The sequence below is a fragment of the Pseudomonas sp. SORGH_AS_0199 genome (assembly GCF_031453735.1).
GTDB classification, from domain to species: Bacteria; Pseudomonadota; Gammaproteobacteria; order Pseudomonadales; family Pseudomonadaceae; genus Chryseomonas; species Chryseomonas aestiva.
Map to the genome: position 1 here is coordinate 3,329,188 of NZ_JAVJAE010000001.1, position 11,491 is coordinate 3,340,678.

Annotated in this window: 9 protein-coding genes and 1 pseudogene; 3 read left to right on the plus strand and 7 right to left on the minus strand. The window is 67.1% G+C overall.

Going from position 1 to position 11,491, the window contains the following annotated elements; genetic code table 11:
- Positions 1 to 28 precede the first annotated feature (28 nt).
- Positions 29 to 871 (plus strand): IclR family transcriptional regulator, encoded by an 843-nt coding sequence (locus tag QE444_RS15660; RefSeq protein WP_273862089.1) that lies wholly within the window; start codon positions 29 to 31, stop codon positions 869 to 871.
- A gap of 144 nt (positions 872 to 1,015) precedes the next feature.
- Here the strand turns inward: QE444_RS15660 and QE444_RS15665 are convergent, their stop codons facing one another.
- Positions 1,016 to 1,978, minus strand: coding sequence for an aromatic alcohol reductase (locus QE444_RS15665; RefSeq protein WP_309739676.1), 963 nt, complete (start codon positions 1,976 to 1,978; stop codon positions 1,016 to 1,018).
- A 92-nt stretch (positions 1,979 to 2,070) separates the two neighbouring features.
- On the opposite strand from QE444_RS15665, the gene QE444_RS15670 reads away from it, so the two are divergent.
- Together QE444_RS15670 and QE444_RS15675 are read left to right on the plus strand one after the other, a co-directional pair.
- The gene (locus QE444_RS15670) at positions 2,071 to 2,538 is read left to right on the plus strand and encodes a helix-turn-helix domain-containing protein (protein WP_187979473.1); all 468 of its coding nucleotides are present in this window, start codon (positions 2,071 to 2,073) and stop codon (positions 2,536 to 2,538) included.
- A 129-nt stretch (positions 2,539 to 2,667) separates the two neighbouring features.
- A complete protein-coding gene (locus QE444_RS15675) occupies positions 2,668 to 3,291 on the plus strand; it encodes a VOC family protein (protein WP_309739680.1) in 624 nt (207 codons plus the stop codon).
- A 34-nt stretch (positions 3,292 to 3,325) separates the two neighbouring features.
- On the opposite strand, the gene QE444_RS15680 is transcribed toward QE444_RS15675, so the two are convergent.
- The 6 genes and pseudogenes from QE444_RS15680 to QE444_RS15705 form a co-directional block, all read right to left on the minus strand.
- Positions 3,326 to 4,552 (minus strand): HD-GYP domain-containing protein, encoded by a 1,227-nt coding sequence (locus QE444_RS15680; RefSeq protein WP_280307692.1) that lies wholly within the window; start codon positions 4,550 to 4,552, stop codon positions 3,326 to 3,328.
- A gap of 183 nt (positions 4,553 to 4,735) precedes the next feature.
- A pseudogene (locus QE444_RS15685) lies at positions 4,736 to 6,365 on the minus strand (methyl-accepting chemotaxis protein).
- Positions 6,366 to 6,505: 140 nt separating this feature from the next.
- Positions 6,506 to 7,147, minus strand: a complete 642-nt coding sequence (locus tag QE444_RS15690; protein ID WP_309739685.1) for a response regulator transcription factor — start codon at positions 7,145 to 7,147, stop codon at positions 6,506 to 6,508.
- On the minus strand, positions 7,144 to 8,202 hold the full coding sequence (locus QE444_RS15695; RefSeq protein WP_187979477.1) for a sensor histidine kinase: 1,059 nt from the start codon (positions 8,200 to 8,202) through the stop codon (positions 7,144 to 7,146). Before QE444_RS15695 ends, QE444_RS15690 begins: the two co-directional genes overlap by 4 nt.
- 26 nt (positions 8,203 to 8,228) lie before the next feature.
- Positions 8,229 to 9,536: a nitrate/sulfonate/bicarbonate ABC transporter ATP-binding protein gene (locus QE444_RS15700; protein ID WP_309739690.1), complete on the minus strand. Its 1,308-nt coding sequence runs from the start codon at positions 9,534 to 9,536 to the stop codon at positions 8,229 to 8,231.
- Between the two features lie 155 nt (positions 9,537 to 9,691).
- Positions 9,692 to 11,446: an ABC transporter permease subunit gene (locus QE444_RS15705; protein WP_309739693.1), complete on the minus strand. Its 1,755-nt coding sequence runs from the start codon at positions 11,444 to 11,446 to the stop codon at positions 9,692 to 9,694.
- Positions 11,447 to 11,491: the final 45 nt, after the last annotated feature.

An 11,491-nucleotide genomic window follows, 5' to 3' on the forward strand; every position in this document is an offset into this window, starting at 1 on the left:
GAAATCAATCTGCGCGAGGAGACCTGTCATGACAACGCAGCCATTCCACCAGGTGGAACACGCCGTCGCCGAGCCGCACGCCGCCGACATGCCTGGCCAGGGCAAGGCACCGGCCAACCGCTCGCTGGAGCGTGGCCTGGATGTCCTGCGGGCTTTTCGTCCGGGCACCGAATACCTCACCAATGGCGACCTCAGCGACCTCCTCGGCCTGGCCAAGTCCACCGTCAGCCGCCTGACCCAGACCCTGGTGCGTACCGGCTTTCTGGACTACGACGGCGGCCGCAGCGCCTATCGCCTGGCGCCGACCTTTCTCGGCCTGGCCCATGCCATGCACCAGGGCAGCAGCCTCCTGCAGGCCGCCTCGCCGCTGATGATCAAGGTGGCGCGGGAGCACCAGGTCAACGTCAGTCTGGCGGCGGCGGACCGCGACGAGATGATCTACCTGGAGTCGATTCGCCTGAGTCAACGCAAGACCCCGCGCAACGTCCTGGTCGGCCAGCGCCTGCCGATGGACATCACCTCCCTGGGCCGCGCCTGCCTCGCCGGCCTGGGCGAAGCCCAGCGCGAAACGCTGATCGCCACCTTCTGCGCCCGCCGCTGCGAGGCACGCCGGGCGCCACTGGAACAGGAGATCCGCGCCGCCCTTGCCAGCGTCCGCAGCAAGGGCTACTGCCTGGCTGCCTGGCAACCCGAAGTGGTCGCCATCGCCACCCCCCTCGGCCTCCCCGGCTATCGCACCCATGCCCTCAACATCAGCCTGGCCACCCCGCTGTCGGAGGCGGAGATCGAGGAGCGCTATGCCGGGGTGCTGCTGGAATTGGCCGGGAAGATCAGGGCGGCGTGTGGGAGTGATCCTGGCGGACTGACGTGATGTCTCGGGGCAACATCTCCGCCCGGGAGGCCATCCTTCCGCTCCGTGGTGTCACTCCTGCCTATTACTGAAGACTGGTTGAGCCCGGTAGTACAGCGGGGGCACCGCCCTACCTGACCGGGCTACGTCCCGGCCCGGCCAGGCTCACTCGGCCCGCCCGGCCTCGCCCAGGTGCTCCAGCGCCCACTGCTCTGCGCTGGTCACCGCGAAACCGTGCCGGGCATTGAAGGTGGTTTCCATCGGCCAGGCGACACCGCGGCCCTGGGCGAAGACGGCACGGTACTTCTTGATGTGCTTGGCATCCTCGTCGGACTCCTGCTCCATGGCGTCCACCAGGTAGGGAACCGACCAGACATTGGTTTTGAAGGGACGCTTCAATACCCGCTCCAGCAGCTCGGCCAGCTCGCCATAGGCCAGCGTGTCACCCGCGAGATAGACGATTTCATTGCAGAAACGTGGCTCGAAGAAGACGATCTCGGCGGTCAGCCTGCCGATGTCGTCAGGGGTGGTCAGGGTCACGCAGGTATCCAGGCTGCCCAGTGCATTCACGGTAGCCGTTACGAGGTCTACCACCCCGAACACGGGTTCGAACAGGAAGCTGGTGAACATCCCGGTGGAGATGATCACCCACTCGGTCCGGTGCTGCGCCCGCAGGAGTTCACGCACATCGAGCTGGGCATCGAACAGGTCCTGGGGGCTGCCGCGGCCGATGGCCTCGAAGTCCACACCGAATTGCCAGGGGAAGTAGCGCTTTACCCCGGATTGCAGCGCGGCGCGAGCCAGCTTCATGGGGGTTTCGCGGCCAGCAACCATGCCGGCACAACCAATGACGGTATCGAATTGCGCGAAAATCACCGCCAGTTCGGCGATGGAATCCTTGACCAGGTCGCCTGCCACCAAGGCGACGCCGAGGGCGCGCAGCTCGTCTATCTCCCTTTTCTTGCCAGGCTCCTGGCTGTCGAGCGTGGCCTGGCGCAGCAGCACGCTGATCCGCGAGCCCGGCTTTTGCCCGGAGAGCCGGGCGAGATTGCGCAGCACCGGCAGACCGAGTTCGCCGGCGCCGAGCACGAGAATGGATTGGGTAGCGGTAGGGAATTGGGCAGTCATCATGACTCCTGACGTCAGGTGTAAGATGAGCGAATGCTGGCAGACGCCAGCGGCGCTCAGAAGAAGGCACACGCGTGATACCAGGGGACGAGATGACCGATCTGGAGATCCTCCGACAGTCCGAAGCCATCTGCCAGACGCTCAGGCGGGACGAAGACGGCGTACGCCGGGAGGTGCTGACCCATGCGGGCAGTCGCTGGTCCCTGGGGGTCCTGCATGCGCTTGGAGTCTATGGCGTCATGCGGCATGCCGAGCTGGCGCGGCAACTCTCGGGCATCACCCAGCGGATGCTGACCAAGACCCTGCGCGCCCTCGAACGTGACGGCCTGCTGCTGCGCCACGACTTCGACGAAGTCCCGCCCCGGGTCGAATACGAATTGACGCCGCTGGGCCTGAGTCTGCTGATCCGGATGACGCCCATCTGGACCTGGGTCATCGAGAATGTCGAAGACTTCCGCGCCGCGCGCCGTGCCTTCGATGAGCGAGTTCACGAGAAGCCGGCGTGGCAATCGCCAAGGCCCATGCCGGACGAGCCAATTGACGAAGACCCACGGCCCTGAATGGAACCGCCAGGGCAGCCACTGCGTTCCGCGGTGGCTGCCCTCGTGACCCAGGCCTGGCCGGTGAACGCCAAACGGACCCTGCCGCCCCTTTCGTGCTCGCACCTCACCCACTCAGGAGTCGCACCCATGAGACGTTCCAGCCTGGATCATCTGGTCATCGTGGCCCCGACCCTCGCCGCGGGCGCTCTGCATGTCGAGCAGCGCCTGGGCGTGGCGCTGCAGCCCGGCGGCAAACACGCGCGCATGGGCACCCACAACCTCCTGCTGCGTCTGGGTGACTGCTACCTGGAAGTCATAGCCCCGGACCCGGATGCTCCACCGCCGACCAGACCTCGCTGGTTCGGGCTGGATGAGCTGGGCCCCGATGCCGAGCCCCGCCTGGCGCACTGGGTGGCCAGGACCCGGGGATTGGCTGAGGCGGATGCGCGCCTCACGCAGACCTTCGGCCGCATCGAGTCGATGAGCCGCGGCACGCTGGCCTGGCAGATATCGATCCACGCCGATGGACAGCTACGGCTGGGTGGTGTCCTGCCCAGCCTGATCGTTTGGGGCGATGCCCGGCACCCCGCGTCAGGGCTGATCGACCAGGGCTGCTGCTTGCAGCGTCTGGAACTCAGGCATCCCGATGCCGCAGTGCTCGGGCAGCAGCTGGAGGCGATCGGTTTTTCCGGGCCCGTCGCGGTGATGCCTGGCGAGAGACCCGACCTGCTGGCCTATCTGGAGACGCCAACGGGTCTGAAGACCCTCTGATGGCCAACCGCTGGCGGCCGACCCGCACGCCCACTCAGCCCGGCACCACCAACCCCTTGGCGCGGTAGGCGTCGATATCGATGCCATAGGCACCCGAGGGTTTTACCGCGCGGACGCTGATGAGGCGCCCCTGCTCATCGAGCGGATTGCGCGCCAGGTCGAGTACCTGCTCCGGTCGCGGCTGCTTGCTGGTGTCCAGCACGATCAGCACCCGCGGCTTCAATTTGCTGCCGGCGTCGAAGCCGATGATGATGCCCACCTCGCCGGTGCTCAGCTCGACGATCTCGCCCGGCGGATAGACGCCGATCAGCTGGATGAAGGCCAGGACGACGACTTCGTCGAATTGCGTGCCCCGCGCTTCGAAGAGGACGCGCAAGGCTTCCAGGCTGGAACGGCCCTCGCTGTAGGGGCGATCGCTGGTGATGGCGTCGTAGGCATCCACCACGGCGATGATCTTGGCCTTGAAGGGGATGCGCTGCGCTGGCAACTGGCGGGGGTAGCCCTTGCCATCCATGCGTTCGTGGTGGGTATGGGCGACGTCGACGGCGGCGGGCGGCACCTCGCTGTTGGCCATCAGCAACTGATAGCCGTAGGTGGTATGGGCCTGCATGATGCGGAATTCTTCCTCGGTCAGGCGGCCTGGCTTGTTGAGGATCTCGTCGGGCACCTTGATCTTGCCGACGTCGTGCAGCATGCCGCACACCCCGAGTTCTTCCAGTTCGAGGGGCAGCATGCCCAGCGCCTTGCCCAGGGCGATGGCATAGAGCGAGACGCGCAGGCAGTGTTCCGCGGTGTAGTGGTCACGCTGCTTGATGCGCGCCAGCCAGAGGCTGGCCGCGGGGTGCTTGAGCACGCTCTCGACGCACTCGCCGACCGCCCGCCGGACTTCGCTGACGTTGAGTTCCTTGCCGAATTTGACGGCGTCGAGCATCCGCATCGATACGGCGCGGGCCTCGCGCCACACCGGTTCGGTGGTCTTGACCTCACCCCGGTAGTCGATGGCATAGGTCTTGGCCTGAGCGCTGGCCGCCAGGTTGGCGGACAGGTTAGCCGATAGCGGCGTCACGGCAGGACTCTGGCGCCGGTCCACCCAGACGAACTCGCAGGTGTCCTGCAGGGTGCGGAGATCCTGCACGCTCTGGATGGGGAATCCCTGGAACAGGAAGGGCGTGCCTTCCCAGGGCCGATCCAGTTCGCAGACGTACATGCCCAGCTGCAACTGGGACACGGGCACTCTGATGCTGTATTGGGGCAGCGCCATGGCTTCTCGGCAAGCACGTCGGTGGGCGGGATTTAATAGGTATTACAATAACCATTGATACCAAAATGCCATCATCCAGGGAAGCATCCAGCCTGCCCGCGCCGATGAGCTGGCAAAAAACAGTGGTCAGAGGTAACTGTTTGTAACTTCGGGGCGCGCGATACCAGACGGCGCGCCCTCCCCTCACGCCAGCTTGAAGCGTCGCACCAGTGTCTGCAGTTCGCCGGCCAGTTCCGACAGTTGCTCGCTGGCACCCACGGTTTCGCGGTTGCCGTCGCTGGTCTGCACCGACAGATCGCGAATGCTGATGAGGTTGCGGTCCACCTCGCGGGAGACGTGGGCCTGCTCTTCGGAGGCAGTGGCGATCTGCAGGTTGCGCTCGTCGATCAGGCGCACGGCCTGGAGGATGTCGCTCAGCGCCGCCCCGGCTTCCTGGGCCACCGCATAGGTGGCCTGGGCCTGGGTGGTGCTGAGCTGCATGGAATCCACGGCTTCGGCCGAGCCCTTCTGGATCGCCTGGATCATCTGCTCGATCTCGCGGGTGGAGGTCTGGGTGCGGTGCGCCAGGGCGCGGACCTCGTCGGCGACTACGGCAAAACCGCGACCCTGTTCGCCCGCTCGGGCGGCCTCAATGGCCGCGTTGAGCGCCAGCAGATTGGTCTGCTCGGCGATGGCGCCGATCACGCTGAGCACCTGGCTGATGTCCTGGGCCTGTCCGGCCAGGCCTTCGACCTGCACCGAGGTGGACTGCACCTGCTGGGTGAGGCGCTGCATGGCATCGAGGGCCTGGCCAACCTTGGCATTACCGCTTTCCGCGGCGGCGCTGGAGTCCCGCGCGGCCTGGGAGGTGGACGAGGCGTTGCGGGCCACCTCTTCCACGGCGGCGCTCATCTCGGTGACCGCGGTAGCGGCCTGGTCGATCTCGGCGTTCTGACTCGCCAGGGCACGGCTGGCCTGGTCGGTGACGGCGTGCATGGTGCGCGCGGTGTCGCTCAGGCGGCTGGAAGAACTGGATATGCCATGCAGGGTGTCCTTGAGGTTGTCCTGCATCTGCGCCAGGGCGCGCATCAGCCCGGCGGCTTCGTCCTTGCCGGTGGGATCGATCTTGCCGGTCAGCTCGCCCTGGGCGATGGCATTGGCCACGGCCAGGGAAGCGCCGATCGGCTGGGCCAGGCTACGGGTCAGCCGCCAGGCCAGCAGCAGGGTCACCAGCACCGCCAGCAGCATGATGCCGACCACGATCCTGACACTCTGGTCATAGATGCCCGTCGCCGCTTCCCCGGCATGGCGGGCGCCTTCGCCGTTGAATTCGCGCAGCCGGGTCAATTGCTCCTGATAGCCTTCGGCGCGCTGGCGCTGCTCGCCATTGGCCAGTTTGAGGGCTTCAGCGCGATCGCTGGCGGCCAGGGTCACCACCCGATCCAGTCCGTCCAGATAGCCTTTCATCTGCAGGGCGGCCTGGTCGAAGTTGCTGCGTTCCTCGGCGGTGGAAATCAGGCGGTCACGGTAATAGGCCGTCCGGGCGTTCATCAGATCGCGATTCACCTGGATCTGCCGGGTGGCGAGGGCCATGGCCGCGCTGTCCTCGCTGGCCAGCAGCCGGATGCTTTCGAGGCGGGTGTGCAGCAGCGCGACCTGGATGTCATCGGTGGTCTGGACGCTCGCCAGCCATTCGGCTTCCATCGCCTGCTCGGTGGCGCGCAGGGCCTTGAGCTGGACGAGGGCGAAGGCGCCGAGCAGCATCACGAACAGGGTGACCGCACCGAAGCAGAGGGTGGCGCGGGGGGGCGATGCGTAGCTGACGAAGATTCAAGACGGGCTCCTTGGATCGGCGGAAGGCGATTCTCTAAAGCCCGTATCGACTGACTAATGCCTTTCTTTAGCGCGTCAGCGATTGGCGCGACAAGAATACTGTGGAGCTTGTCCAGCGGCTGCATGGCGCGTCGCAATGGTCTAGCCGCGTGACGCCTCCAGCCGCTCCACCATCTTGACCAGTTCCGCCAGGGAGCCGGCCTGCAGCTTGCGCATGAGGGCCGCGCGGCGCACCTTCACGGTGATCTCGCTGACCCCCAGCTGGGCGGCAATCTGCTTGTTGAGCAGGCCGGTCACCACCCGCGCCAGCACCGCCCGTTCGCCCTCGTTGAGAGTGTCGAGGCGGGTCTGCAGGTCCTGCAACTGCCGGCGCTGGGCATGGGCGTCCTGCGCCTTGCGCAGCGCCTGGTCGATGGCATCGAGCAGGTCCTGGTCACGAAACGGCTTGGTGAGGAACTCCAGGGCGCCCTGCTTCATCGCCCGGACCGACATGGGGATGTCGCCATGGCCGGTGATGAAGATAATCGGCAGGGCCAGGCCACGCCGCTGCAATTCCTGCTGCAGGTCCAGGCCGTTCATGCCGGGCATGCGCACGTCCAGCACCAGGCAGCCCGGTTCGTCCAGCCGGGCCCGGTCGAGAAAATCGGCGGCCGAGACATAGCTGCGGGTGCTGAGCCCCACGGACGCCAGCAGGTCTTCCACGGCGGCGCGCACCGAGGCGTCGTCGTCCACCAGGTGGACCCGCGCGGGCTGAGTTTGGTCGGTCAGGCTTTGAGAAGTCATGGTTGTGGATCCTTGGGCAGGCTGCAGTAGACCCCGGTGCCGCCTTCCGGTAGCGAGGTGGCCCAGATCCGCCCGCCATGGGCTTCGACGATGGAGCGACTGAGCGCCAGTCCCAGGCCCATGCCCTGCGCCTTGGTGGTGTAGAAGGCCTCGAACATCTGCTCGCGCGCCATGGGCGTCAAGCCGCGACCGCTGTCTTCCACGCCCAGGCGGATGGCGCCGGCGGTGTCCTGCCCCACCTGGATGACCACCCGCCGCTGCTCGGGCGGCATCCCTTCGAGGGCGTCCAGGGCGTTGAGCAGCAGATTGAGAATGACCTGCTGCAGCTGGCTTTCATCGGCCAGCAGCGGCGGCAGGCCCTCCTGCAGGCGAACCTCCACGGCGACCTGACGCTGGTTCAATTCGGCGCGGACGAAATCCAGCACCTGCTCGACGGTATCGGCGACGTTGAGCCAATCCTTGGCCACCTGCGCCTGGCGCACCAGGCTGCGCACCCGGGCGATCACCGCGCTGGCACGGTGAGCGTCGTCGATGACCCGCTGCGCCGCCTGCACGGCGCGCTCCACCTGCGGCGGCTGATTGCTCAGCCAGCGCTGGCAGGCGTTGCCGCTGGCGGCGATGGCGGTGAGCGGCTGGTTCACCTCATGAGCGATGGATGCGGCCAGTTCACCCAGCTGGCTCAGGCGCCCGGCCTGGGCCAGGCGTGTCCGGGCCGCGTCGGCGGCGCGCTTGGCGGCCTCCAGGCGCAGGGAGAGGGCGGCGACCGCGACGATGGCCAGGAGGCTGATGATGCAGTTGACCAGCCCGGCCTCCTGATCCCCGCTCCGGGTAGCGACATAACTGCAGAGTACCAGCAGCGTGCAGCCCAGCGCGGTGATCGTGACCCCGCGCGCCGACAGAAAGCCGGCCGCCAGGAGCACCACCACCACCTGGAAGACGCCGATGGCGATCTCCCGGTCGGTGAAGGTGTCCAGCAGGGCGATGCCCAGCGCCAGGGCGCAGAGGCCGCCTAGCCGCAGCCAGTGGGTGGTGGTGGCGAAGGGTCGTCGATCCATGGCCAGTCTCTCGTTCGAAGGCGTGCCTAGCCCGGGTTTTCCAGGCTGAAGATATCGGCCGCCTGATCATAGGCGAAGAGTTCACCGTAGCGCCCCCACTGGATGGCGCTGCCGAGGGTGCGGGCGGCGTCGGCTTCGTCCATGAAGTCCTCCAGCTCGTCGCGGAAACGCCGCGCCGGCGCCGTGTGACCCTGGCGATCGTCCAGCACCCGGCGAATATGGGCCACCAGGGGCACGAAGTTGAGCAACTGGCGGGCGAACAGCTGCTTGCGCACGTCCACCCCCGCCTCGACATAGGCGCGCCCGGCCGGCAGCAGACGCAGATCACCACCTTCGAGGACCGCCAGGCGCAGCAGTTGCAGCACCTCGGCCAGGGGAAAGAGCTCGTCCAGTGCATAGCCCAGCCCGCCGGCCAGTTCCGGCAGGTCGGCGCGACCGTCGTAGGGCGCGGCCTGGACCGCCTCCAGCAGACCGGCCAGGGCATTGGTGGACACGGTCGGCAGCCGCATGCCCAGGCCGTTGCCGGGAACGCCCCCTTCGTGGGGTGCCGGCGTAGTCTCGCCGGTCATGCGCACATAGATTTCCTCCACCAGTTCGCGGAAGGCCGGATCATGGCGATTGCGCGGCTGCGGCAAGTCGATACGGATCTCGCTGGCGACGCGGCCGGGATTGCTGGAAAAGATCAGCACCCGATCGCAGAGCAGCACCGCCTCGGCGATATTGTGGGTGACCATGAGGATCGAGCGGATCGGCATGCGCCCTTCGACCCAAAGGTCGAGCAGGTCGGTGCGCAGGGTCTCGGCGGTGAGCACGTCCAGCGCCGAGAAGGGTTCGTCCATCAGCAGCACGTCCGGGTGCACCACCAGGGCACGGGCCAGGCCGACACGCTGGCGCATGCCGCCGGAGAGCTCCTTGGGATAGGCGCTCTCGAAGCCGTCCAGGCCGATCAGGTCGATGGCGGCCAGGGCGCGGCGACGGCGCTCGTCCAGCGGCACGTGCAGGGCTTCCAGGCCGATCTCGACGTTCTGCAGCACCGTGAGCCAGGGAAACAGCGCGAAGCTCTGGAACACCATGCTGACCCGGGCGCGCTGGCCGTCGTCCTTGGGCGGGAAAGCGACGCTGCCGCCGCTGGGGGTGAGCAGCCCGGCGATGGATCTGAGCAGGGTCGACTTGCCCGAGCCGGAGCGCCCCAGCAGGCCGACGATCTCGTTTTCGTGCAGGGTCAGGGACACTTCGTCCAGCACGACCCGGGCCGGGCCACCGGCGTTGCCGTACAGCTGGCGGACGTTCTGCACGTCGATGAGCGGACGCGGGTTCAGGGTGGTCAGGTTCATGATGGTTCTCCTCTGGAGCCTGTTTAAAGGCTAGCGAGCTAGAGACAGACAAGGCGGAAATGGCTGAGGAAGCGGAGTTTACGAGCGGTAAATGAGCATTCCGAAGCCATTTCCAACGCAGTTCGGCCGACGCGCAGCAGCCTTTGAACAGGCTCTTAGTCGAGCCGCAGGCGCCGTTCGGCGTAGGCATACAGGGGCCGCCAGAGCAGCCGGTTGAAACCGAGGACGAAGATCGACATCACCACGATGCCCAGGGCGACCCGGGGGAAGTCGCCGGCGGTGGTCATCTGCGCGATGTAGGCGCCCAGGCCATGGGCCTGCAGGCGCGCGTTGCCCCAGCTCACCACCTCGGCGACGATGCTGGCGTTCCAGGAACCGCCCGCGGCGGTCAGGGCGCCGGTGACGTAGTAGGGAAAGATCGCCGGCAGGGCCAGCTGCCGCCACCACTGCCAGCGCCTGAGGCCGAACAGCCGGGCCGCTTCGCGCAGGTCGTTGGGCAGCACGCTGGCGCCGGCGATGACGTTGAACAGGATGTACCACTGGGTGCCCAGCACCATCAGCGGCGACAGCCAGATGTCCGGATTGAGGTGGAAGCTGACGATGCCCACCACCGCCACCGGGAACAGCACGTTGGCCGGAAAGGCGGCGAGGAACTGGGCCACCGCCTGCAAACGCTGCGACCAGCCCGGGCGCAGGCCGATCCAGACGCCGATGGGCACCCAGATCAGGCTGGCGACGGCGATCAGCAACAGCACCCGGGCCATGGTCAGCAGACCCAGACCCAGCACCGAGACCGCTTCCACCCAGTAGACGTCGGCGGCGATGAAGCGATACAGCGCATAGATGCCATAGGGCAGCACCAGCAGCAGCGCGCCGTACCAGAGCACGTCCAGCCCGCGTTGCAGCCAGGCGCGGCTTTGCGGCGCCAGGTGCCAGTGCGGCCAGGGGCGGCGGATCCGCGGGGTGGCGAGCTGGATGCAGAAGCTGCCGAAGCCACCCAGCATGCGGCCCAGGCGCGCGCGGCGGACCAAGTCGTAGACCCAGGAGCGCGGTACCTGCTGGCTGGCGGTCTGCTCGACGCGGAAGCGATCGGCCCAGGCTACCACCGGGCGGAAGAACAGCTGGTCGTAGACCAGGATCACCAGTCCCATGGCCAGCACCGCCCAGCCGATGGCGGCAATGTCCTGCCGGGCGATGGCCAGCGCCAGCCAGGAGCCTATGCCCGGCAGGTTGATGGTGTTGTCGCCCACGGTGATGGCTTCCGAGGCCACCACGAAGAACCAGCCGCCGGACATGGACATCATGGTGTTCCATACCAGACCGGGGATGGCGAACGGCAGCTCCAGGCGAAAGAACCGCCGCCAGGGCGACAGCCCGAACTGGCGACTCACCTGCTGCAGGTCCTCGGGCACGGTACGCAGCGACTGGTAGAAGCCGAACGCCATGTTCCAGGCCTGGCTAGTGAAGATGGCGAAGATGGCGGCGCACTCGGCGCCCAGTTGCCGCCCCGGGAACAGGCCCAGGAAGAAGCTGACGGTAAAGGTCAGGAAGCCGAGGATGGGCACCGACTGCAGGATGTCGATGGCCGGCAGGATCAGCAGCTCCGCCTTGCGACTCTTGGCCGCCAGGGTGGCGAAGACGAAGGTGAACAGCAGCGAGGCGCCCAGGGCGATGAACATGCGCAGGGTGGTGCGCAGGGCGTACTCGGGCAGCCGCGCCAGGTCCAGGGTCATGGGATCGGCGTCGAGCACGGCCAGGGGCGCGCGCATCTCGGCGACGCCATGCCAGATCAGCGCCAGGGCGATCAGCCCGAGGGCCAGGCAGAGGGCATCGGCCCACAGGGAAGCGGGACGTTGCCGCAGCGAGCGCGGCGCCACGGCGGGGGTGTAGAGGCCAGGAAGGGTCTTCATGGCGTACCTCTTTGCAGGGGGCCTTGGGAGTGCGGCCGACCCTGC

Excerpts from the sequence above, each read along its gene's own strand:
- QE444_RS15700 (WP_309739690.1), bottom strand. The coding sequence starts at position 9,536 with ATGAACCTGACCACCCTGAACCCGCGTCCGCTCATCGACGTGCAGAAC.
- QE444_RS15680 (WP_280307692.1), bottom strand. The coding sequence starts at position 4,552 with ATGGCGCTGCCCCAATACAGCATCAGAGTGCCCGTGTCCCAGTTGCAG.
- QE444_RS15670 (WP_187979473.1), top strand. The coding sequence starts at position 2,071 with ATGACCGATCTGGAGATCCTCCGACAGTCCGAAGCCATCTGCCAGACG.
- QE444_RS15660 (WP_273862089.1), top strand. The coding sequence starts at position 29 with ATGACAACGCAGCCATTCCACCAGGTGGAACACGCCGTCGCCGAGCCG.
- QE444_RS15665 (WP_309739676.1), bottom strand. The coding sequence starts at position 1,978 with ATGACTGCCCAATTCCCTACCGCTACCCAATCCATTCTCGTGCTCGGC.
- QE444_RS15690 (WP_309739685.1), bottom strand. The coding sequence starts at position 7,147 with ATGACTTCTCAAAGCCTGACCGACCAAACTCAGCCCGCGCGGGTCCAC.
- QE444_RS15695 (WP_187979477.1), bottom strand. The coding sequence starts at position 8,202 with ATGGATCGACGACCCTTCGCCACCACCACCCACTGGCTGCGGCTAGGC.
- QE444_RS15705 (WP_309739693.1), bottom strand. The coding sequence starts at position 11,446 with ATGAAGACCCTTCCTGGCCTCTACACCCCCGCCGTGGCGCCGCGCTCG.
- QE444_RS15675 (WP_309739680.1), top strand. The coding sequence starts at position 2,668 with ATGAGACGTTCCAGCCTGGATCATCTGGTCATCGTGGCCCCGACCCTC.